Genomic DNA, 21,174 nt, shown 5'->3' with positions numbered 1-21,174 from the left:
ATGACTTCGGGCTGGAGGTAGGCCTCACTATGCGCCGTCACGCCAACCAGTCAAGGCTCAGCAGCAAGCGCCGTTGGTGCCCGGATGGCGAGCGATGCACCAGCCCGGCGCCCTCATTGCCTTGCCATTTTTCGCCTTTGAGAACGGCCACATCGCCCGCCTGCAGCCGTTGAATGTTATCCACAGCAGGCATTGCCTGGTGCAGTTCACGCCGGCCTATCGCACCTTCCTGCAGCCATTCACTGCCCGCCCCCGCGTAGCTTGTGAGCAAGCGCAGCGGCACGTGGTCCACATGAAAGCGCGGGCACATCGGTGCATCCAGCACGCGCAGGCGCAAGCCCAACCGTCGTGCGCCGAGCAGGCAGGTATAGGCGGCCACCAGCCAGGCCACGTCGGCGACAAAGCTCTCATAACCCTGCAAGTCTGCGGTTTCATGCAACAAGCCCGGTAACGCCGGTGCCTGCTGTTCGTCCACATCGATTACCCGCTGGTCAGCCAGGGGTTGACCAAGGCTGACGACCAGCTGGGCGAAATCCTCCAGTTGAGCCGGCATGCGCCGACGCCATACCGCCAGGTTCACATTGTCCTGCAGAACTTCGGTCAGTACTTGCGGCGAGTCACCCGACACCTGAAAGATATCCACAGGCTTGTGTGCGACGATCATGCTGCCGCCTCCTCGTGCCAAGGACCGAACGGATCTGGCAAGCGCAGCCAGCCCATCGGCCCCAGGCCCATTTCTTCATCCGTCAACAGGCATGATTGCAGCTCTGTGGATAACTTTTCGAAGTCAATATTCTGCCCGATGAACACCAGCTCCTGGCGGCAGTCACCGCTCTCGACGGCCCAGTTTTTCAGTATTGCCGCCGTGTTATCCACATCCTGTGGCCACTGTTCACGCGGCACGAATCGCCACCAGCGGCCAGCCATGCCATGGCGCATCATGCCACCTGCCTGCGACCAGCTGCCGGCCTCTTGATACTTGCTGGCCAACCAGAAAAAACCTTTCGAGCGCAGCAGCCTACCGTTGGCCCAAGGGGTGTGGATAAAGTCGAAAAAGCGCTGTGGATGAAGCGGACGCCGAGCCTGCCATGTGCTGGCGGCGATGCCGTATTCTTCGGTTTCCGGAACGTGCTCGCCACGCAACTCCTGCAACCAGCCGGGCGCCTGCGCGGCTTGGTCGAAGTCGAACAGGCCGGTGTCGAGGATACGCGCCAGCGGTACCTCGCCCATGACCATGGGCACGATCTGCGCCCTGGCGTTGAGGCTGCGCAGAATGGCGATCAGCTCTTCCCGTTCGTGCTGGCCGATCAGGTCGATCTTGCTCAACAGCAGCACATCGGCGAACTCGACCTGTTCGATCAGCAGGTCGCTGATCGAACGCTCATCGTCCTCACCCAGGGTTTCGCCATGGCTGGCCAGGCTGTCTGCCGCCTGATAGTCGCGAAGAAAGTTCAGGCCATCGACCACGGTGACCATCGTATCGAGGCGCGCCATGTCGGAGAGGCTACGGCCTTGCTCGTCGCGAAAGGTAAACGTCTCGGCCACCGGCAACGGCTCCGAGATCCCGGTGGACTCGATCAACAGGTAATCGAAGCGCCCCTCCTCAGCCAACCGCGCAACCTCCTCAAGCAGGTCTTCACGCAGCGTGCAGCAGATGCACCCATTGCTCATCTCCACCAGCTTTTCTTCAGCACGGTTGAGGCTGACGTTACGCTGAACCTCGCTGGCATCGATGTTGATTTCACTCATGTCGTTGACGATCACCGCGACTCGCAGGTTGTCGCGGTTACGCAGCACATGGTTCAGCAGGGTGCTCTTGCCGGCACCAAGGAAGCCGGACAGAACGGTAACGGGGAGACGGTTGGACATGGCGAAACCTCTTCAGGCGAAGGCATTCGAAACGATGCATTGCATAATGTTATAAAGTAACAATACAATTTCGCCAAGCTGTTCTCGTCGGATGAATGCTCCCCGGAGATGAAATATGAAGCCGTCGCGTGCGGTGTTATTGCTATTGCTGGTTGTGCCATCGGTACTGTCGGCCATGCCACAGGGCAACCCGTTGGCGCTGTGCACCCGCAGCGCAACCCTGTTGGCCTGCCAGGACGGCAAGGGCAGTTACTACAGCGTACGCACCGAAGGCAGCACGTTTTATCTACGTGGCTACGACTACGAAAGCCGCCGTTTGTGGGCACAGACCAACAGCCGCTACGGCACGTTGACCTTTTACACGGGCCTGGCAAGCGATGGCGAAGCGTGGGTGGGCTATAGCCGCCGCATCGGATGGACCACCTTGAACCGTGTTTCCAGCTCCAGCGGGCAGCGCTTCAACCTGCACTGCAGCTTGCTTGGCGGTTGCCGCTGATCGCCTTTTCATTTGGAATTACCCATGACCCAGCTCAAGCTTCCCGATATCGCCAGCCAAGCCCAGCAGCACGCCTTACCGCTGGACTGGGTGGGCATGTGTGGCATTGACTTGCCGGTGCAATTCGAGGGCCGTATCGCCGCAGCCAAGGTCGACGCAGGTGTCAGCCTGGTGGACGGCAGCTCACGCGGCATCCACATGTCGCGCCTTTACCTGGCCCTTGAATCACTGGAAGGTCAGCCACTCACCGAGCTGGTTATTCGTCAGCTATTGGCTGATTTTCTGAACAGCCATGAAGGGCTCTCATCAGCGGCCTACCTACGCCTGTCCTTCGACCACCTGCTTAAACGGCCGGCCTTGGTCAGCCCGTTGGCAGGCTGGAAAAGCTATCCAGTAACTCTCGATGCACGCATCGAAAGTGAGATGTTCCACGTGGAACTATTTGTTTCCGTGCCCTACTCATCCACATGCCCTTGTTCGGCTGCGCTTGCCAGGCAGCTGATTCAACAACAATTCCAGGCGGATTTTGCCGAGCAGCAGGTGGATAAGGACAGGGTGATGGCGTGGCTTGGTAGCAGCCAGGGCATCGTGGCGACGCCCCATAGTCAGCGCAGTAGCGCGCAAATTCACGTGCGCTTGAAAAGCAATGTGCTGGAGCTGCCGGTGACCGAGTTGATCAACCGTGTGGAGGCCAGCCTGGGAACTGCCGTGCAAACTGCGGTCAAGCGCGCAGATGAACAAGCGTTCGCGTTGGCCAACGGACAGAACTTGATGTTCTGCGAAGACGCCGCACGACGGTTGCACCAGTCGTTACGACAATTGAAATGGGCCACTGCCTTCAAACTGCGCGTGGAACATGCAGAGAGCCTGCATGCCCACGACGCAGTCGCCACCAGCCAATGGCAGTGGCAAATCAGCTACGCGGTTTGACCGCCCCGCAGTCATTGCCCAGCCAGACCGCACGGGTGTTCATGCTGCCTTGCTGCTGCACACCAGACGCATTGAACGTACCGCTGACCTGGGTGGTGAACTCTCTGTCACTCAGAAAGGTAGCCTGGCCAGTGCCCTGGGCCTTGGGGCAACTGAACTGGAACTTCCATACGTTGCCGGTGCGGTCGGTAATCTGCTGCGTGCAGCCCGACTTAGGGTCTTGCAGCGGAATATCATTGGTTGCCACCTGCTCTGGCGTCAGGCACGAGCGCACCCCATTACCCCCCACTGTCACCCCTTGCTTGGCCAACACGCCCTCCATCATGGCGCGCTGCTCCGGCGGCAGGTTCTTCAATTGGCCGAGCATGAACGCCATGTCGGGTAACGGCTTGCCATCGACCTGCATGTTGCTGGTGGTCAGCTCCCACAAGCCGGGCTGCAACATCTGTGCATGCACCAACGGGCTGCTCAGGCCAAGGGCCAACGCCAACAGTGGCAGACGAATCTTCATGGGCAAACGCTCCTGGAATAAACCGGCCAACGGGCCGGGCTGAGCCTTAGACGCCAAATCCACCTGCAGGTTGCAAGCCGGACCGGGAACGTGTTCTGTTACCCACAGTGTACTCGGCAAGCAGGATGCATATGGATTACCACAGCCCCTACTTCTTCGGTTATGTGCTCGGCCTGATTCACCTGTTGGGCATCATCGCCGCACTGCATGCAGTGTTCACCGTGCGTACCGCCCAAGGTGCGATTGCCTGGGCCATGCCACTGGTCTTCATTCCCTACCTGACCTTGATCCCCTACCTGATCTTCGGCGCTCGCTCTTTCTATGCCTACATCAAGGCACGGCGCCAAGCCAACCAGGAAATGCACGTGGCCATGGCCAACCTCAACTGGCGCCCGTGGGTAGAAGAGGCGCTCACCGCCCGCGAGTCCGAAAGCTATGCTGCGTTGCGTGCCATGCCAAAGCTCGGACGCATGCCCTGCCTAGCGAACAACCAGGTAAAGCTGTTGATCGATGGTGAAGCGACGTTCGATGCCATCTTCGCCGCAATCAATCAAGCCCGCGAAGTGGTGCTGGTACAGTTTTTCATCATTCACGACGACACCCTAGGCAAAGCGCTACAGCAGTTACTGCTGCGCAAAGCGGCCGAAGGGGTGAAAGTGTTCGTCCTCTTCGACCGGGTCGGTAGCCATGCTTTGCCGGCAAGCTATAGCCAGGTGCTGCGAGCGGGTGGTGTGGAGATTCATGCCTTCGCCACGCGCCGTGGCTGGTTCAACCGCTTTCAGGTGAACTTCCGTAACCACCGCAAGATCGTGGTGGTGGATGGCCTGGTCGGTTTCATTGGCGGGCACAATGTGGGTGATGAGTACCTGGGTGCGCATCCGCAACTGTCGCCTTGGCGAGATACCCACGTGCAAATCGGTGGGCCCGTGCTGGCCTGCTTGCAGGAGTCGTTCGCCGAGGACTGGTACTGGGCAACCCGCCAACTGCCACCGTTGATCCTGCCCGACACCTACCCGGAGAACGGCGTGTTGTGCCAGGCGCTTGCCAGCGGGCCAGCGGACCCGCAGGAAACCTGCTCGCTGTTCTTCCTTGAAGCGATCCATTCGGCTACGCGTCGGGTGTGGATCACCAGCCCCTACTTCATCCCCGATGAGGCAGTGTTCGCCGCCTTGCGCTTGGCGGTGCTGCGGGGGGTGGATGTTCGCATCCTGATTCCGTCACGGCCCGACCACCGGATCGTCTATGCCGCCTCCAGCCTGTTTGCCTTCGAAGCGGTACGCGCCGGTGTGCGCATGTTCCGCTACCAGCCAGGCTTTCTGCATCAGAAGGTGGTGCTGGTGGATGACGATGTGAGCGCGATCGGCAGTGCCAACCTGGACAACCGTTCGTTCCGCCTGAACTTCGAGATCACCTTGCTGACGGTGGACCGTGCATTTGCCGATCAGGTGCAAACCATGTTGGCCAACGACTTCGAGCAGGCTCGGGAGATCACTGCAGAGGACAGCCTGGATACCCATCGCCTGCAACAACTTGGGATGCGGATTGCTCGGTTGATCTCGCCGATTCTTTAACAGGCACTAATAACCCGGGGCCGCATAGCGGCCCCTGGTATGTGTGGTCGAACGTGAAACACTCAGCCTAGCGGTACAAATCCTCACGGGTCCATGGCAGGTCATGGCGGCCATCGGCATAAGGTTTCACGGCCAATATCTGGTGCAGGTTGATCCAGCCCTTCTCGAAGGCGTAGGCACAACCGGCCAGGTACAGCCGCCAGATGCGCAGGGTCTTTTCCGGCACCATGGCCGCCGCACGATGCAGCTGGTTTTCCAGGTTCTCGCTCCAGTGGTGCAAGGTCTTGGCGTAATGCAGGCGCAGGCTTTCTACATCGACGACCTCAAGCCCCGCCTCACAAATGCTGGCGCTGATCATCGACAGATGCGGCAGCTCGCCGTGGGGGAAGACATAACGGTCGATGAACTCCCCCGCCCCCCGCCCTACCGGTCGCCCATCCACATGCTTGGCGGTGATGCCGTGGTTCATGACCAGGCCACCTTCACGCACCGCACCGAACAGCTTCTGGCAATACAAAGGCAGGTTGGCATGCCCGACATGTTCGAACATGCCGACACTGACCACCTTGTCGAAACGGCCATCCTGAGGCAGGTCTCGGTAGTCGAGAATCTGCAGGTCGACCTGCCCGGCCAGTCCCTCTTCCTTCACCCGCTCACGGGCCAGCTTGAGCTGCTCCTTGCTCAAGGTAATACCGAATACCTTGGCACCGTACTCACGTGCGGCAAAGCGTGACAGGCCGCCCCAGCCACAGCCCACATCCAGCAGGTAGTCACCCGCCTGCAGGCGCAGCTTGCGGCACAGGTGGTCGAACTTGTCCTGTTGGGCCTGGGCCAGCGTGTTGTCCGGCTCACGGAAGTAACCACAGGAGTAGGCCATGTCCGGGTCCAACCACAACTGGTAGAACGCATTGGACAGGTCGTAGTGATAGGAAATGGCTTCGGCGTCGGTGTCCTTGTCATGGGCAATACGCTGTGGCGTCGTGTCGTCATCGTCACTCAGCAGGGCCTCGCTGAGTACGTCGCACACGCGAATAACCTCGCCGATATCACCCTCGAGCTCCAGCTTGCCTTCAACGAAGGCCTCACCCAGCTCGTTAAGGCTTGGGTGGGTGAACTGGCTGATCAGCTGAGGCTCCTTGATCAGGATCGTCACTTGCGGGCTCGGCCCAAGATCGAACTCGTTGCCGTCCCACAACTTCAGACGCAAAGGTAAATGCAGGCTCTGCAACGCAGGTGGAAGTTGCGCAAGCATCAATGACCCTCCCTTCAGGTAACGGGGCGCCACGCCTCATAAATTCGGACGCCACGGAGTCAGGGTAGTTCATAGCTGTAGATTTTGGGCTAAACGCGACGATGGTCTAGAACCAACCGACATGAAAAACACGCAGATTGTATACAATTCTAAGCACGCAGACTAACCTTGTGCCCCTCTCGCGCTTCTTCATCCTGGAGTGGAACCCATGAAATCCTATGACGTGGTGATCATCGGCGGTGGCCCTGGCGGCTATAACGCGGCAATCCGTGCAGGCCAACTGGGCCTGAGTGTTGCCTGTGTAGAAGGCCGCTCGACCCTGGGCGGCACCTGCCTCAATGTTGGCTGCATGCCATCCAAGGCGCTGCTGCATGCATCCGAGCTGTACGAGGCCGCCAGCGGCGATGAATTCGCCCACCTCGGCATCGAAGTGAAGCCGACCTTGAACCTCGCCCAGATGATGAAACAGAAGGACGAGAGCGTGACCGGCCTGACCAAGGGCATCGAGTACCTGTTCCGTAAGAACAAGGTTGACTGGGTCAAGGGCTGGGGCCGGCTGGATGGCGTTGGCAAGGTCGTGGTCAAGGCCGAAGACGGCAGCGAAACCACGCTGCAGGCCAAGGACATTGTCATTGCCACCGGCTCAGAACCCACACCCCTGCCAGGCGTGACCATCGACAACCAACGCATCATCGACTCGACCGGTGCACTGTCCCTGCCCCAGGTTCCCAAGCACCTGATCGTCATCGGCGCCGGCGTGATTGGCCTGGAGCTGGGTTCGGTCTGGCGCCGCCTGGGCAGCCAGGTCACCGTCATCGAATACCTCGACCGCATCTGCCCGGGCACCGATGAAGAAACCGCCAAGACCCTGCAAAAGGCCCTGGCCAAGCAAGGCATGAGCTTCAAGCTCGGCAGCAAGGTGACACAAGCCACGCCGTCGGCCGATGGCGTCAGCCTGACCCTGGAACCCGCCGCCGGTGGCGACGCACAAACCCTGCAAGCCGACTATGTGCTGGTGGCCATCGGCCGCCGCCCGTACACCCAGGGCCTGAACCTGGAAAGCGTGGGCCTTTCGACCGACAAGCGCGGCATGCTGAGCAATGACCACCACCGCAGTGCGGTGCCCGGCATCTGGGTGGTCGGCGATGTCACCTCTGGCCCAATGCTCGCGCACAAGGCCGAAGATGAAGCGGTATCGTGCATCGAGCGCATCGCCGGCAAGGCCCATGAGGTCAACTACAACCTCATCCCCGGCGTCATCTATACCCGCCCGGAACTGGCCAGTGTGGGCAAGACCGAAGAACAGCTCAAGGCCGAAGGGCGCGCCTACAAGGTCGGCAAGTTCCCCTTCAGCGCCAACAGCCGCGCCAAGATCAACCACGAGACCGAAGGCTTCGCCAAGGTCATTGCCGACGCCAACACCGATGAAGTACTGGGCGTGCACCTGGTGGGCCCGAGCGTCAGCGAAATGATCGGCGAGTTCTGCGTAGCCATGGAGTTTTCGGCTTCGGCAGAAGACATCGCCCTCACCTGCCACCCACACCCGACCCGCTCCGAGGCCTTGCGCCAGGCGGCGATGAATGTGGACGGGATGGCAATGCAGATCTGACAGATCGCGCTCAGGCAATGCGGCCCCGGCATTGCCTGACACTCTTCGCTATCCACATTTGCCCACCATAAAGGAATCTGTTTCTTAAATGGAATGATATTCCGATATCCGTGTGATAAGTTTGTGCTGCAACGCTGGCGCGGCCTACCCACGGAGAACTCAATGTCCCAATTGTTGATACCCAGCCCTACAGGCAATACCCGAATCTTTGCGGTCGTAGGTGACCCGGTAAAGCAAGTGAAGGCCCCGCAGCTGCTCAACAAGGTATTCGCTGAGCAAGCTGTGGACGCGGTAATGATTGCAGTGCATGCCCGGCCTGAACAGCTCGCGACGGTAATACGCGGCCTGCAAGCGATGGAAAATTTCTCGGGCATGCTGATCACCATTCCTCACAAGTTTGCCGCTCGCGAATTTGCCGATGAGGTCAGCCTTGCCGTCCAGGTCTCCGGCAGCACCAACGCATTGCGGCGCAACGAACAAGGCGTATGGGAAGCTGACAACTTCGACGGGACAGGGTTTGTCCTGGGCCTGCAGCGCAAGGGGTACGCGCTAGCCGGCAAGCGTGTCGTACTGGCCGGAGGTGGGGGTGCGGGAAGTTCGATTGCTGTCGCATTACTGCAAGCAGGAATCGGCCAGTTATCTCTGCAAGAACCGGATACCGTCAAAGCCGATGCACTGCTCTCCAGGCTGGACCAACATTGGCCGGGGCGATGTGAGGTCGCTCAGCGCCAGCACCTCGGGCTAGCCGATATCGTTATCAACGCAACGCCGTTAGGGCTCTCGGATGAAGACCCGCTTCCTGTTGATCTGGCTGCCCTGGCCCCCAGAACGCTGGTGGCAGACATCATCATGCAACCCGTTGAGACTCGCCTGCTAAGCGAGGCGCAAGCGCTGGGGCACCCTGTGCATCCAGGCAGCTACATGCTGAGTGAGCAATTGGGCTGCTACAGGAAGTTTTTCAGAATCTGAGGCCTTAACAGCGTGCACATAACCCCTGATTGGCGGCCCCTGTACGCTGGCGTCAATATAGGCATCCCTTTCTTTTGCAACGCGTCATGGGTAGCCTTCAATGCATTTTCTACGGGAGCTCATCTCTCACACATCAAGGAACAACTATGAGCAATGCGCTGGAACGCGGCCTGCACGCTATTGAGCTATTGGCCGGGAAACGCACCGGGCTGCCTCTTCAGCAAGTTGCCGAAGCCTTGGACATTCCGCCGAGCGCCACTCACCGCATGCTTAATTGCTTGGTTGAACAGGGTTTTGTGCGCCAAGACCCTCAGCACGGTAATTATGTTCTCGCCCTCAAGGTGGTATCGCTTGCACTGAAGCACCTGTCCCAGAGCGACATCGTCGACCTCGCCAAACCGATCCTTGAACGCCTAGCCCGTGTGTCTGGCGAACTGGTGCGTTTGAGCATTGTCGATGGCGACAACCTGGTGTGGATCTCCAAGGCGCAAGGCACGCGCTCCGGGCTTCGCTACGACCCTGATGCCGGTGCCGAAGCCAAACTCTGCTGTACAGCGTCGGGGCTTGCGTGGTTGAGCTGTCTGAGTGACGAACGCGCGCTGGAGCTGGTTTACCGTCAAGGCCTGGCCAAAGCCGGTGAATATGGGCCCAACGCGGCGACCACGATCGACCAGCTGCTTAAACACCTGCAGCTCGCACGTGATCAAGGCTATGCGTCAGTTGACGAGAGTTTTGAAATTGGCGCGGCGGCGATGGCTATCGCAATCCTCGATTCGCAGCGACACGTCATCGGCGTGATCAGCATAGCCGGCCCAAGCGTTCGCTTGACCCAAGAGCGTATGCAGGCTCTCAAAGCGGCATTGTTCGAGGCCGCCGAAGAAATCACCGCAATCAGTCTGGACAGTCTTCCCAAGCTGTCGATGATGACCTCCCGGATCACCGATCAGACCGGCTGATCGGACCACCGATCGAACGCGGCCTGTCATCCGACGTGGCCGCCTCCTCTCCTCAAGCCCTGCTGTCGAATGCGTTAAGCCAAGCGCGCTGACTCCTGCCGATCAAAATCATAAATGGAATGCTTTTTACTTTTGGAATGATCTTCCATTTATGATAGTGTCATCACCGCCCACTGAGAAAGCCTGGTGCTCTGCAAAAGATGCCGCTGCCAGAAAGGCGTTCTGATAAAAACAAAAACAGGAGTCATCTATGTCGAGTTCTCCCAACCTTGATGTCAGCACCTTCATGGACGCTAGAAAAATGAGCGCCAGGCAATGGCTGGTGCTGTTTCTGGGCTTCATGGTGCTTGTCTTTGATGGGTTCGATACGACCTCGATCGGTTTCATAGCACCCGCGCTGGTCGACGACTGGGGCTTGCAGCGACATGACCTTGGGCCCGTGATGATGAGCGGCCTGCTCGGGCTGGCTTTCGGCTCATTGACTGCCGGATCGTTGGCAGATCGTTTTGGCCGCAGGCCGGTCATCATCGGTTCAGTGCTGCTGTTCGGCCTGTGGAGCCTAGCTTCGGCCTGGGCCACCGGGGTCGTCAGCCTGACAGTGCTGCGGTTTCTGACCGGGGTCGGTCTGGGTGCATCAATGCCGAATACCGCGACACTGATTTCCGAATTCGCACCCAAGCGTTACCGCTCTCATATGGTCTCTTTCATCTACTGCGGTTTCGCCTTTGGCGCGGCCCTGGGTGGCCTGGGCAGTGAGTGGCTGATCGCCCATTTTGGCTGGCGATCGGTATTGGTGGTCGGCGGTGTGCTGCCCATTGCCTTTGCGCTCCTGCTGCTTTTCAGCCTGCCGGAGTCCATCCGCTTTTTGGCCCAGAACAGTGCGTTGAAGGAACGTCTGATCAAGGAGATCAACAAAGTTGCCCCTGGCTTGGCCAACGCCCGTACCCGATTTCATATCAGCGAAGCGTCGATCCAACAGGCTGGCAAGGTCAGCGCGTTGTTCGCGTCCGGTTATAGCCTCGGTACCTGCATGATCTGGATCACGCTGTTCATGGGCTTGCTGACCATGTACTTGCTGTCGAGCTGGCTGCCGCTGCTGACCCGCGATGCCGGCCTTAGCATGGGCGATGCGGCACTGCTGGGCTCGTTGCTGCAAATTGGCGGCATGCTGGGCAACTTTACCGTCGGCATGAAGATGGACCGCTGGGATCACCATAAGGTGGTCGGCATTACGGTGTTCTGCGGTGGCGCCTGCGCGGTGCTAATCGCGCTGCAGCAGCCGACGATGCAGGTCCTCTGCCCGCTGATCCTGTTGCTGGGCTACTTCCTCAATGGCGTCAACGTCGGTGGCTATGCGTTGGCAGCCGCTTTCTACCCAACCCAGATCCGTGCCACCGGGGTGTGCTGGGCAACCGGCATCGGTCGCCTGGGCGCTATCAGCGGCGCCGGGATCGGCGCACTCATGCTGGCTGCCCAATGGGATTTCAGCCAGGTCTTCTTGTTCCTCGCCATCCCTTCCTTGCTCGGGGTCACGGCGCTATGGGTCAAAGGCCGTCAGCACAGAACGTCGGCGATTCCCACCCCAGCCAACTGAATTCCAGCGCGCTTAACCCCCTCTACGGAGACCTGCCATGCAAGCTAGCTATTCCATCGCCCAACTGACCGCTCTCGATTTCAGCCCGCCCGAAATCATCGAACTGGCTGCCCGCACCGGCTATGACCAGGCTGGCGTGCGGTTGTTACCCGTCGCGCCAGGGGCCGTCGCCTATCCACTGATGGATGACGCACGCATGCTGCGTGAAACGCTCGCACGGATGAACGACACCGGCGTGAAGGTCTTCGATCTGGAATTGATACGCCTCGATGCCCAATTCGATCTGCAACGCTACCTGCCGTTTTTCGAGGTTGGTGCGCAGCTAGGGGCCAAGGCGGTACTGGTAGCCGGGGACGATCCGGAGCAAGGCCGACTTGTAGAGCACTACGCTCGGCTATGCGACGCAATGCAACCATTCGGCCTCTCAGCAGACCTCGAATTCATGCCGTGGACGGCCGTCAATGACCTGGCCAGTGCTCTGCATATTGTGGAACAGGCCGATCGAGCCAACGGCGGCATCCTGGTAGACGCCCTGCACTTTGATCGTTCAGACAGCCGCTTCGAGGATTTGCAGCGAATCCCAGCGCAGTGGCTGCACTACGCACAAATATGCGACGGCCCTGCGATGCGCCCCGACACCCATGAGGGACTGATCCAGGCGGCGCGCTGCGGGCGTTTGCTACCGGGGGAAGGTGACATCGATCTGGCCAGGATATGGCGCGGCCTGGCAGCCGCGGTTCCGGTCAGTGTCGAGATCCCGAATGACCGCAGGGTAGCGCAAGTGGGCGTAGAGGCTTGGGCCCGAGAGGCGTTGGCGGCAGCCAAGGCAATCATTGAGCCCCTGTAAATCATTGACGCTGACCAAGCCCACTACACCAGGAGACCTCTTGATGCTTACCGACACTTCCCTGCACACCACGGTGGACTGCGATGTCCTGATCATCGGCTCTGGTGCAGCCGGGCTTAGCGCAGCCGTGACCGCCGCGTGGCATGGTCAGCGGGTGATCGTGGTCGAGAAGGATGAGGTGTTCGGCGGTGCCACCGCCTGGTCGGGTGGCTGGATGTGGGTGCCGTGCAATCCGTTGGCTCAGCGCGCCGGGATCATTGAGGACCGCTCGCTGCCACGGACCTACCTTGAACATGAATTGGGTGACCACTTCGACCCGACCATGATCGATGCCTTTCTCGAAGCAGCGCCCAACATGGTCTCCTTTTTTGAGCGCCATACCGCTTTGCAATTCGCCGACGGTAACGCAATTGCTGATATCCACGGGGATACACCAGGCGCCGGCACCGGCGGTCGGTCGGTGATCGCCGCCCCTTACAATGCCTACGCGGTAGGCAAACTGCTAAAGCGGCTGCGCAAGACGATGCGCGAAACCTCGTTCATGGGCATGCCGATCATGGCCGGCCGTGACCTGACTGCCTTCCTCACCCTGACACGCTCCTGGCGTTCGCTGCTGCACGTGACCCAACGCTTCGGCAAACACTTGATCGACCTTGCGCTCAAGGGGCGCGCCATGCACCTCGTCAACGGCGTCGCCTTGATCGCCCGCCTGGCCAAGTCAGCCGAAGACCTTGGCGTACAGCTCTGGGAGTCAGCGCCGGCCACTGAACTGATCCATGAACACGACCGGGTCGTCGGCGCCGTCGTCGAAACAGCAAAAGGCCGTATCGCCATTCGGGCGCGCAAAGGTGTGGTGCTGGCTGCAGGTGGCTTTGCCAATGACATCGAACGACGCAAGGCACTGTTCCCGCGCACGCCAACGGGCCATGAACATCTGGCGTTGCCGCCTCTGGGCGTCAATGGCGATGGTTTGCGCCTGGGCGAGAGCGTCGGCGGCCAGGTCGCTGAAGACCTGGCCAGTGCCGCCGCTTGGGCGCCCGTGTCTCGAGTACCTTACAAGGACGGTAGCGCCGGCCACTTCCCGCATATCATCGAACGCGGCAAGCCCGGCATCATCGGCGTCCTCGCCAACGGCCAACGGTTCGTCAACGAAGCCAATGGCTACTATGACTATGTTGCCGCCATGGTCGCGGCCGCACCCGGCACCGAGGTCGCGTCCTGGTTGATCTGCACCCGCGCGTTTCAGCGGCGTTATGGGCTGGGCGTTTCCCGGCCTTTCCCACTGCCCGTTGAGCCATTCATCCGCTCGGGTTACCTGAAGACTGGCCACTCCATCGAGGCGTTGGCCTTGGCGTGCGGGATAGACCCCGCGGGCCTGAGCCAGACTGTGACCGAGTACAACCGCCACGCCCGCAACGGTGAAGACCCCCAGTTCGGTCGCGGCACTACGCCCTACAACCGCAAGCAGGGTGATGCGCAGCACGCGCCAAATCCTTGCGTCGCGCCAATCGAGCAGGGCCCATTCTATGCGGTGAAGGTCGAGGCAGGCTGCTTCGGCACCTTCGCAGGCCTCAAGACCAATGCCCATGCGCAAGTCCTCAACACTCACGGGCAGCCGATCGCAGGCCTTTATTCAGCGGGGTCCGACATGGCCAGCATCATGGGCGGGCACTATCCGGCCGGCGGAATCAACCTGGGGCCAGCCGCAACCTTCGGCTATATCGCCGGGCGCCACCTGGCTGGCGCCACAGCCTACGAATAACGCCCGGCCTACAGGCCTTGATCCTCGAGGGATCCCCCATGTCGTTTGCTTCCAAGCCCTTCGCCCCTACCACTCAGGAGAACGTACGATGAGCACCATCACCCCCCTTCCCCCACGCTGGGACCAGGAAGTCGACCTGTTGGTGTTCGGCGCAGGCACCGCAGGCATGACTACAGCGTTGATGGCCAAGCACCACGGGCTGGACGTGCTGCTGTGTGAAAAAACCGCTGCCGTGGGCGGCATCAGTGCGACCTCAGGCGGTACCACCTGGGTACCCGGCACCACCCAGAGCCAGCGCGCCGGAGTACCGGACAGCGTGGCAGATGCTGCAACCTTCCTTAAGGCGGTGGTCGGTGAGCGCGGTGGTGAAGCCTTACGCGAAGCCTTTCTGGCCAGCGGGCCGCAGGCAATTGACGAGTTGGAGCGCATCAGCGAAGTCAAATTCGTGGCCGCCGCAGCCCACCCCGACTATGTCAGCGGCCCAGGAGCAGCGTTCGGTGGCCGCGCCCTGGCACCGCTCGCGTTCGACGCCAGGCTACTGGGGAAAGATTTCGCCCGCGTACGGCCACCACGCCCGGAGTTCATGGGGCTCGGCGGCATGATGGTGCCCCGCGCCGACCTCGACGCGCTGCTGTCGCCCTTTACCTCGCTGAAAAACCTGACCCGTACCCTGAGCGTTGTCGGCCGCTATTGCATCGACCGCCTGAGCCACCCCCGTGGCACCAACCTGGTGATGGGCAACGCCTTGGTTGCCCGCCTGTTCTACAGCCTGCGCCAGCGCAACGTTACCATTCGTTTTGAAACGCCCTTGCACGACTTGATCCAGGAGAACGGCAAGGTGGTGGGCGCTGTGGTGCTGCACAATGGCCAGCCCCAGCGCATCCGCGCCCGCCGAGGCGTGGTGATGGCCACCGGCGGCGTGACCCGCCACCCGACGTTGCGCAAGCAACTGTTCCCCGCCGCGGCCCAACCCCTTTCACTGGCGCCCCTGACCCATACCGGCGACGGCATCGATCGCGCGCTGAAGGCTAACGCTCAGCTCGACAACGGCCATGACAGCCCGGGTCTATGGATGCCCTGTTCGATCCGCACAAGCAAGGACGGCTACCAGGCCGTCTGGCCACACATCCTGCTAGACCGTGCCAAGCCAGGGCTGATCGCAGTCAACCGCCGGGGCCTGCGCTTCGTCAATGAGTCGGACTCCTACCACGACTTCGTCATGGGCATGCTCGCCGATGGCAGCCCCACCGCTCACCTGATCTGCGATGAAGCCTTCTTGCGCCGCTATGGCCTGGGCCTGGTGATGCCGCTGCGCACCGCCGCCAACATCGCCAGCTTCGTCAAGGCCGGCTACCTGGTCAAAGCCAGCACGCTGGCCGAGCTTGCCAGCAAGCTCAAGATCGATGCCGAGGGGCTCGCAAACACGGTCAACACCTACAACGCCTCCGCCGCACACGGTGAAGACCCGGCATTCAACCGTGGCAGCAGCCCCATGAACCGTCACAATGGCGACCCACAGCAAACACCCAACCCCTGCGTGCGCCCGCTGGGCGAGGGGCCTTACTATGCCGTCACCGTACAACCCGCCGACCTCGCCTGCAGCGCAGGCTTGAGCGGCAACGCCGACGGCCAGGTGCTGGACACCCAAGGCCAGGTGATCGAGGGGCTATACGCCTGCGGTAATGACCTGGCCTCGATCTTTCGCGGCACCTACCCTGGCCCAGGTACCACCCTGGGGCCTGCGATTGTGTTCGGCTGGCGGGTGGCCCGGCATGCGGCGGGGTTGGAGGGTGCCAAGAGGGGCATGCCCGGTGCGCTCCACAGCCGTGACGCTCACGGGTCGAGCGGGGTGCCCGGACAAGGCGTCAAAAGCAGCACACCCGGAGCATGGGGCAACGATTTCAATGAGTAAGGGTGCGACATGCTCATGACCTCAAATAGACCGAATATTGACTCTCTTGGATAGTTCTTCCGCCGACTCTTTGCGCTCGGAGTAGCGGTCTACCAAATAATCCTGGCGATCACGCAGCAGCAGCGTGAACTTGGTCAGTTCCTCCATTACGTCGACCAGTCGATCGTAGAAAGAAGACGGCTTCATGCGCCCGGCTTCATCGAACTCCAGGAAGGCTTTCGGCACCGACGACTGGTTCGGGATGGTAAACATACGCATCCAGCGGCCAAGCACGCGCAGTTGGTTCACCACGTTAAATGACTGCGAGCCTCCACACACCTGCATCACCGCGAGGGTCTTGCCCTGGGTTGGGCGAACGGCGCCCATGGCCAGCGGTACCCAATCGATCTGCGCCTTGAAGACAGCACTCATTGAGCCGTGACGCTCGGGCGAGCACCACACCTGGCCTTCGGACCATTGCATCAGCTCGCGGAGTTCCAGCACCTTCTCGTGGGAGTTCGGAGCGTCATCCGGCAGCGGCAGGCCGGAAGGGTCGAAGATACGGGTTTCGGCGCCGAACGCTTCCAGCAGGCGCGCAGCTTCCTCAACCATCAAGCGGCTGAATGAGCGTTCGCGGGTCGATCCGTACAGCAGCAGGATGCGCGGTTTGTGCGTGGAAGGATCCTTCGGCGCCAGCCGCTCCAGCGACGGCAAATCAATCAGTTCTGGTTGGACATTTGGCAGGTGGTCGTTCATTTCGGTCTCCATTGATCCAGGGCCTACAGGGCGCCAATACGGGCAAGTTCGGCTTTCAGTTCGTCCTCGCTCAGTTGCGAGAGAGGCAGCGCAATGAAGGCGCGCACGCGCTCATCGATCTTCGCAAGTGTGGCCTGGAAGGCCTCTTCGATTTCGGCCTCACTCCCGATGACCGCCGAAGGGTCGGCCAGACCCCAGTGGGCTTTGAGCGATGGACCGAAGAAGATCGGGCAGGCTTCGCCGGCAGCGCGGTCGCACACGGTGACAACGATGTCGGGAGGAGAGCTCTCGAAGGCATCCGAGGCCTTGCTTGAAAGACCAGCGGTGGGGATACCGGCGGCTTCCAAGGTTTTCAGTGCCCGCTCATTGACCTTGCCGCTTGGGAAGCTGCCCGAGCTCACAGCTTCCATACCCTCGGGGGCCAGGTGATTGAACAGCGCCTCGGACAGGATGCTGCGGCAGCTGTTGTGAGTGCACATGAACAAGACTTTCATCAGGTATCTCCGATTCAAAAGCTCAGGCGGATGGCCAATGCGGCCAAGGTGGCAAGCAGGATCGGCAGCGTCAGGACGATGCCGGTGCGGAAGTAGTAACCCCAGGTGATGACGATGTTCTTGCGGGCCAGCACGTGCAGCCACAGCAAGGTGGCCAGGCTGCCGATTGGGGTAATTTTCGGACCGAGGTCACAGCCGATGACGTTGGCGTAGATCATGGCCTCGCGCACGATGCCGGTGGCCTCGGCGGAATGGATCGACAAGGCCCCTACCAGCACGGTGGGCATGTTGTTCATAACCGACGACAGGCCAGCGGCGAGCAGCCCCGTCCCGAGGGAGGCGCCCCAGATCCCGTAGCCGGCGAAGATATTGAGGATCTGCGTCAGGTAGTCGGTGAGGCCGGCGTTACGCAGGCCATAGACCACGAGGTACATGCCAAGCGAGAACACCACGACCTGCCAAGGCGCGTCCTTGAGCACCTTGCGGGTTGAAATCACGTGCCCGCGCGCGGCGATCAGGTAGAGGATCAGCGCACAGGCAGCAGCGATGGCGCTGATCGGAACGCCCAGAGGCTCGATGGCGAAGAAGCCGACCAGCAACAGCGCAAGCACCCACCAGCCGGCAACGAACGTCGCCTTGTCGCGGATAGCGGCTTCGGGAGCCTTGAGTTGGTCGAGTTCATAGGTACGCGGCAGGTCCTTGCGGAAGAACCACAGCAGCATTCCCAGGGTGGCGGCGATACTGACCAGGTTCACCGGCACCATGACCGAGGCGTATTCGCTGAAGCCAATGCCAAAGTAGTCGGCGGAGACGATGTTCACCAGGTTGGAAACCACCAGCGGTAGGCTCGCGGTATCGGCGATGAAGCCCGCCGCCATGACGAATGCCAGCGTCGCCGCCGGGGAGAAGCGCAGGGCCAGCAGCATGGCGATGACGATCGGGGTCAGGATCAGTGCCGCACCGTCGTTAGCGAACAGCGCCGAGACGGCGGCGCCCAGCAGGATGATGAAGGCGAACAGCTTGCGGCTGCTGCCGTTGCCCCAGCGGGCCACGTGCAATGCCGCCCACTCGAAGAACCCCGCCTCGTCCAGCAGCAGGCTGATGATGATGACGGCGATGAACGTTGCGGTGGCGTTCCACACGATCTGCCAGACCACTGGAATATCGGACAGGCTTACGACGCCAGCCAGCAGCGCCACGACAGCTCCTAGAGCTGCACTCCAACCCACGCCTAAGCCCTTGGGCTGCCAGATGACGAGAACGATCGTCACCAGAAAAATCAGAAATGCGATCAGCATGACGACAACTCAATCAGCGAAGGGAAGTATCAAGCACAAGCAACAGGGCTCTGCGGCCGCTCGCCCATTTCGGCAAGGCGCAACGCATCGGGGCTCAACCATTGCTGGTTCGCATCGACCACTCCCTTCAGCATCGCGTCCACCCACTGCGGCAGTTCGGGGTGCAGTCGGTAGTACACCCATTGACCCTTGCGGCGATCCATCAGGAGTCCAGCCTCGCGCAACTGGGCCAAATGCCGGGAGATCTTCGGCTGGCTCAGCTCCAGCGCGTGGGTAAGTTCGCAGACACAGAGTTCGCCTTCGCGGGCGATCAGCAGGGTCATCCGGGCCCGAGTGTCATCAGCCAGGCATTTGAAAACGATGGGGGGAGTCAGTGTTTCCCGCATGTGACCTCCTGGGGAATGCGTGTACGACTAATATCTGGAAATCCGAATATATGCCTATTCGAATATGTGGTAAACCAGATATTCACAATCGCCGCGCCTTACGGGACGTCATAAAACAGGAAATAGCCCGCGCTCTGGGCCCTAAGGAATTGGTCGGACTCGTCTGATTCGCTCACGGGTTGTCGTACCGGCCCAGCGAAAGTCAGGGATCGGTACCCTGCTGCTCAGAGCACTTGAGCGAATAGCGGAAGCTGACGGAGCCCAGAGATTCATGACCCTGAACGGCAAGGGGCATCAGAGAACGCCAGATCTAGGTAGGGAGGGGTGAAGCAGGGAGGATGGTGAAGCGCCCGATGAAGGGAAGCGAGCGCTTCCCTCTACCGGCAACAGTTTCAATTGTTCGACAACAGTCTAATTCAACGAAACCACCATCTGGATTTAGAGAACTAAAACTGTCGCAGCCGCGAATTTAAAGGACTCCAGGGACTTTCCGAAGCCTGGCCTGCGCCTTTCATCGGCTCACCCCATATCAGAGATGCTTCAGCTTGCTGAGTGAAGGCAATTGGCCATAACCTCAGCCAGTGGCCGGTGCCACATACAAAAACCAAGCATGGAATAGCCTGATGAAATTCGTTTCCCTCATGATCGCTGCAGTCCTTTCGTTCTCCTCAGTTGCTGCCTTCGCCCACAGCGGTGGTACCGACTCCAAGGGTTGCCATACCAATCACAAAACTGGTGAGCGCCACTGCCACTAAGGCAGTCAGCAGGCCCTGTGAGTGCTGGCGTTCTTGACCTTGAGGATGCCAGCCGCAACGACTACAGCAGGTTGCGAATGCCCAGTAATGCCACCAAGTGGCCAGGATAAAACCAGTAGCTCCACTGCGTAACGGGTAAGACCCTAAACGGCAATCGGGCCCAGAACAGGGCCAAACCGAGCAGAGGCGCCAAAGCGGCGATGAGCAGCGCAAGGATGGCGAATGGCTCAAGCTGCGCCGCCCGTTCAAAAAGCCCCGTCCTCGTATTGATCGCCACACACAACACAACCGGCAATAACGCAAATAGCTTTGGCCGCCTGATGGCTAGGACTAAGGCGGCCGGTACCAATACTCCATAAAAGCCATACATCAGCGGCTCACTCAGCAAATAAGCTGCCGCGATAGCTCCAACCGCTAGCACCAGACTTTCAAACGTCTGATGCTGAACGCCCCAAGCTACTAGCAGGCCAAGCGCCAAGGTCACCAGCACGTTAAACGTCCCCGAAGTCCCAACCATTCGGTAAGGCACTTCCGAGAGAACAGCGAACAGCAACAACAGTGCGAGATATCGGCCATTGCTGCGGGTAAACAGCTCGCCTGGCTGATTGCGCGAAACGTTGATGGCCAAGGCCAAGCAAAAAAAGGGAAACGACAGACGGCCCAGCACAAATAAGTCGCTGGTTGCAGGCCAAGCCAGGCGCATGTGATCAAGCACCATCGTGACCAAAGCGATCCATTTGATGAGGTCCTGACCGGCATGCCGCTCCGCCGATGCGTGGCTCATGGCATGCTCCCGAGCACCAAGAGCGTCAAGAGTAGGTATCGACCGCCTTTGGCGAGGCTAACCAGGAGTAGAAAACGCCAAAACGGTTCACGCATCACGCCGGCCACCAACGTGATTGGGTCCCCTATGATCGGAACCCAGCTCAGCAACAAGGACCAGTAGCCATACCTTTGATAGAAAGACTGAGACTTTTCCAGCTTCGCCTCACTGACCGGGAACCAACGTTTGTGCTTGAAGTGCTCAACCCCTATGCCCAATGCCCAATTGGCTACCGAGCCAAGCACATTGCCTGCGGTGGCCACCGCCAGAAGGATGAGAGGAACGTAATGCTCCGATACGAGCATCGTGGCGAGCACAGCTTCTGACTGCATGGGAAGCAGCGTTGCTGCCGCGAAAGCCGCCAGGAATAGGCCCAAATAGCTGGTGAATTCAAACATCGTCCGG

At 60.3% G+C, this 21,174-nt stretch carries 20 protein-coding genes; 10 read left to right on the top strand and 10 right to left on the bottom strand.

All coding sequences use genetic code 11. The annotated features are described in order from the left end of the window. Window positions 1–37: 37 nt before the first annotated feature. Entirely contained in the window at window positions 38–664 is a 627-nt protein-coding gene (locus tag HU766_RS08820) for a DUF1826 domain-containing protein (protein WP_186655535.1), read from the bottom strand. Beyond that, window positions 661–1,869, bottom strand: coding sequence for a zinc metallochaperone GTPase ZigA (zigA, locus tag HU766_RS08815; RefSeq protein ID WP_186655533.1), 1,209 nt, complete (start codon window positions 1,867–1,869; stop codon window positions 661–663). The genes HU766_RS08820 and zigA overlap by 4 nt, the downstream gene beginning before the upstream one ends. Before the next feature lie 115 nt (window positions 1,870–1,984). Here zigA and HU766_RS08810 point away from each other — a divergent pair, with 115 nt between their 5' ends. Beyond that, entirely contained in the window at window positions 1,985–2,365 is a 381-nt protein-coding gene (locus tag HU766_RS08810) for a hypothetical protein (protein WP_047582508.1), read from the top strand. Between the two features lie 24 nt (window positions 2,366–2,389). Then, window positions 2,390–3,295 carry a GTP cyclohydrolase FolE2 gene (gene folE2 / locus HU766_RS08805; protein ID WP_186655531.1) on the top strand — a complete coding sequence of 302 codons (906 nt, stop codon included), beginning with the start codon at window positions 2,390–2,392 and terminating at the stop codon, window positions 3,293–3,295. On the opposite strand, the gene HU766_RS08800 is transcribed toward folE2, so the two are convergent. Continuing rightward, window positions 3,279–3,806 carry a DUF3617 domain-containing protein gene (locus tag HU766_RS08800; RefSeq protein ID WP_033702418.1) on the bottom strand — a complete coding sequence of 176 codons (528 nt, stop codon included), beginning with the start codon at window positions 3,804–3,806 and terminating at the stop codon, window positions 3,279–3,281. The genes folE2 and HU766_RS08800 overlap by 17 nt on opposite strands. 131 nt (window positions 3,807–3,937) lie before the next feature. Between HU766_RS08800 and cls the strand changes: the two genes are divergently transcribed. Further along, complete coding sequence (gene cls, locus HU766_RS08795; protein WP_186655529.1) at window positions 3,938–5,377, top strand: cardiolipin synthase; 1,440 nt, start codon at window positions 3,938–3,940, stop codon at window positions 5,375–5,377. A gap of 67 nt (window positions 5,378–5,444) precedes the next feature. Here the strand turns inward: cls and cfaB are convergent, their stop codons facing one another. Further along, window positions 5,445–6,629, bottom strand: coding sequence for a C17 cyclopropane fatty acid synthase CfaB (cfaB, locus tag HU766_RS08790; protein WP_095063950.1), 1,185 nt, complete (start codon window positions 6,627–6,629; stop codon window positions 5,445–5,447). A gap of 208 nt (window positions 6,630–6,837) precedes the next feature. On the opposite strand from cfaB, the gene lpdA reads away from it, so the two are divergent. From lpdA to HU766_RS08755, 7 genes are all read left to right on the top strand, one after another. Next, on the top strand, window positions 6,838–8,238 hold the full coding sequence (gene lpdA / locus HU766_RS08785) for a dihydrolipoyl dehydrogenase (RefSeq protein WP_186655526.1): 1,401 nt from the start codon (window positions 6,838–6,840) through the stop codon (window positions 8,236–8,238). Between the two features lie 162 nt (window positions 8,239–8,400). Beyond that, window positions 8,401–9,207, top strand: a complete 807-nt coding sequence (locus HU766_RS08780; protein ID WP_186655521.1) for a shikimate dehydrogenase — start codon at window positions 8,401–8,403, stop codon at window positions 9,205–9,207. Window positions 9,208–9,353: 146 nt separating this feature from the next. Next, window positions 9,354–10,163, top strand: coding sequence for an IclR family transcriptional regulator (locus HU766_RS08775; protein WP_033702422.1), 810 nt, complete (start codon window positions 9,354–9,356; stop codon window positions 10,161–10,163). A 250-nt stretch (window positions 10,164–10,413) separates the two neighbouring features. Then, complete coding sequence (locus HU766_RS08770) at window positions 10,414–11,757, top strand: aromatic acid/H+ symport family MFS transporter (RefSeq protein ID WP_186655518.1); 1,344 nt, start codon at window positions 10,414–10,416, stop codon at window positions 11,755–11,757. Between the two features lie 37 nt (window positions 11,758–11,794). Next, window positions 11,795–12,604 (top strand): TIM barrel protein, encoded by an 810-nt coding sequence (locus tag HU766_RS08765; protein ID WP_186655515.1) that lies wholly within the window; start codon window positions 11,795–11,797, stop codon window positions 12,602–12,604. A gap of 43 nt (window positions 12,605–12,647) precedes the next feature. Next, window positions 12,648–14,366, top strand: a complete 1,719-nt coding sequence (locus tag HU766_RS08760) for an FAD-dependent oxidoreductase (RefSeq protein ID WP_186655512.1) — start codon at window positions 12,648–12,650, stop codon at window positions 14,364–14,366. A gap of 88 nt (window positions 14,367–14,454) precedes the next feature. After that, entirely contained in the window at window positions 14,455–16,278 is a 1,824-nt protein-coding gene (locus HU766_RS08755) for an FAD-dependent oxidoreductase (protein ID WP_238338579.1), read from the top strand. Window positions 16,279–16,299: 21 nt separating this feature from the next. On the opposite strand, the gene arsH is transcribed toward HU766_RS08755, so the two are convergent. From arsH to HU766_RS08715, 6 genes are all read right to left on the bottom strand, one after another. Further along, window positions 16,300–17,013 carry an arsenical resistance protein ArsH gene (gene arsH / locus HU766_RS08750; RefSeq protein ID WP_186655509.1) on the bottom strand — a complete coding sequence of 238 codons (714 nt, stop codon included), beginning with the start codon at window positions 17,011–17,013 and terminating at the stop codon, window positions 16,300–16,302. A 23-nt stretch (window positions 17,014–17,036) separates the two neighbouring features. Continuing rightward, a complete protein-coding gene (locus HU766_RS08745; protein ID WP_186655494.1) occupies window positions 17,037–17,507 on the bottom strand; it encodes an arsenate reductase ArsC in 471 nt (156 codons plus the stop codon). 14 nt (window positions 17,508–17,521) lie between these two features. Next, a complete protein-coding gene (locus tag HU766_RS08740) occupies window positions 17,522–18,805 on the bottom strand; it encodes an arsenic transporter (protein WP_186655492.1) in 1,284 nt (427 codons plus the stop codon). A 29-nt stretch (window positions 18,806–18,834) separates the two neighbouring features. Next, window positions 18,835–19,191 (bottom strand): metalloregulator ArsR/SmtB family transcription factor, encoded by a 357-nt coding sequence (locus tag HU766_RS08735; protein WP_033702429.1) that lies wholly within the window; start codon window positions 19,189–19,191, stop codon window positions 18,835–18,837. An 816-nt stretch (window positions 19,192–20,007) separates the two neighbouring features. Then, window positions 20,008–20,730 carry a TraX family protein gene (locus tag HU766_RS08720; RefSeq protein ID WP_186655488.1) on the bottom strand — a complete coding sequence of 241 codons (723 nt, stop codon included), beginning with the start codon at window positions 20,728–20,730 and terminating at the stop codon, window positions 20,008–20,010. Next, window positions 20,727–21,167: a YqaA family protein gene (locus HU766_RS08715; protein WP_186655486.1), complete on the bottom strand. Its 441-nt coding sequence runs from the start codon at window positions 21,165–21,167 to the stop codon at window positions 20,727–20,729. The genes HU766_RS08720 and HU766_RS08715 overlap by 4 nt, the downstream gene beginning before the upstream one ends. Window positions 21,168–21,174 lie beyond the last annotated feature (7 nt).

The organism is Pseudomonas sp. SWRI77, assembly GCF_014269105.1.
GTDB lineage: Bacteria > Pseudomonadota > Gammaproteobacteria > Pseudomonadales > Pseudomonadaceae > Aquipseudomonas > Aquipseudomonas capeferrum.
This window is presented reverse-complemented; position numbering and strand designations above follow the sequence as displayed.

Excerpts from the sequence above, each read along its gene's own strand:
- HU766_RS08820 (WP_186655535.1), bottom strand. The coding sequence starts at position 664 with ATGATCGTCGCACACAAGCCTGTGGATATCTTTCAGGTGTCGGGTGAC.
- zigA (WP_186655533.1), bottom strand. The coding sequence starts at position 1,869 with ATGTCCAACCGTCTCCCCGTTACCGTTCTGTCCGGCTTCCTTGGTGCC.
- HU766_RS08810 (WP_047582508.1), top strand. The coding sequence starts at position 1,985 with ATGAAGCCGTCGCGTGCGGTGTTATTGCTATTGCTGGTTGTGCCATCG.
- folE2 (WP_186655531.1), top strand. The coding sequence starts at position 2,390 with ATGACCCAGCTCAAGCTTCCCGATATCGCCAGCCAAGCCCAGCAGCAC.
- HU766_RS08800 (WP_033702418.1), bottom strand. The coding sequence starts at position 3,806 with ATGAAGATTCGTCTGCCACTGTTGGCGTTGGCCCTTGGCCTGAGCAGC.
- cls (WP_186655529.1), top strand. The coding sequence starts at position 3,938 with ATGGATTACCACAGCCCCTACTTCTTCGGTTATGTGCTCGGCCTGATT.
- cfaB (WP_095063950.1), bottom strand. The coding sequence starts at position 6,629 with ATGCTTGCGCAACTTCCACCTGCGTTGCAGAGCCTGCATTTACCTTTG.
- lpdA (WP_186655526.1), top strand. The coding sequence starts at position 6,838 with ATGAAATCCTATGACGTGGTGATCATCGGCGGTGGCCCTGGCGGCTAT.
- HU766_RS08780 (WP_186655521.1), top strand. The coding sequence starts at position 8,401 with ATGTCCCAATTGTTGATACCCAGCCCTACAGGCAATACCCGAATCTTT.
- HU766_RS08775 (WP_033702422.1), top strand. The coding sequence starts at position 9,354 with ATGAGCAATGCGCTGGAACGCGGCCTGCACGCTATTGAGCTATTGGCC.
- HU766_RS08770 (WP_186655518.1), top strand. The coding sequence starts at position 10,414 with ATGTCGAGTTCTCCCAACCTTGATGTCAGCACCTTCATGGACGCTAGA.
- HU766_RS08765 (WP_186655515.1), top strand. The coding sequence starts at position 11,795 with ATGCAAGCTAGCTATTCCATCGCCCAACTGACCGCTCTCGATTTCAGC.
- HU766_RS08760 (WP_186655512.1), top strand. The coding sequence starts at position 12,648 with ATGCTTACCGACACTTCCCTGCACACCACGGTGGACTGCGATGTCCTG.
- HU766_RS08755 (WP_238338579.1), top strand. The coding sequence starts at position 14,455 with ATGAGCACCATCACCCCCCTTCCCCCACGCTGGGACCAGGAAGTCGAC.
- arsH (WP_186655509.1), bottom strand. The coding sequence starts at position 17,013 with ATGAACGACCACCTGCCAAATGTCCAACCAGAACTGATTGATTTGCCG.
- HU766_RS08745 (WP_186655494.1), bottom strand. The coding sequence starts at position 17,507 with ATGAAAGTCTTGTTCATGTGCACTCACAACAGCTGCCGCAGCATCCTG.
- HU766_RS08740 (WP_186655492.1), bottom strand. The coding sequence starts at position 18,805 with ATGCTGATCGCATTTCTGATTTTTCTGGTGACGATCGTTCTCGTCATC.
- HU766_RS08735 (WP_033702429.1), bottom strand. The coding sequence starts at position 19,191 with ATGCGGGAAACACTGACTCCCCCCATCGTTTTCAAATGCCTGGCTGAT.
- HU766_RS08720 (WP_186655488.1), bottom strand. The coding sequence starts at position 20,730 with ATGAGCCACGCATCGGCGGAGCGGCATGCCGGTCAGGACCTCATCAAA.
- HU766_RS08715 (WP_186655486.1), bottom strand. The coding sequence starts at position 21,167 with ATGTTTGAATTCACCAGCTATTTGGGCCTATTCCTGGCGGCTTTCGCG.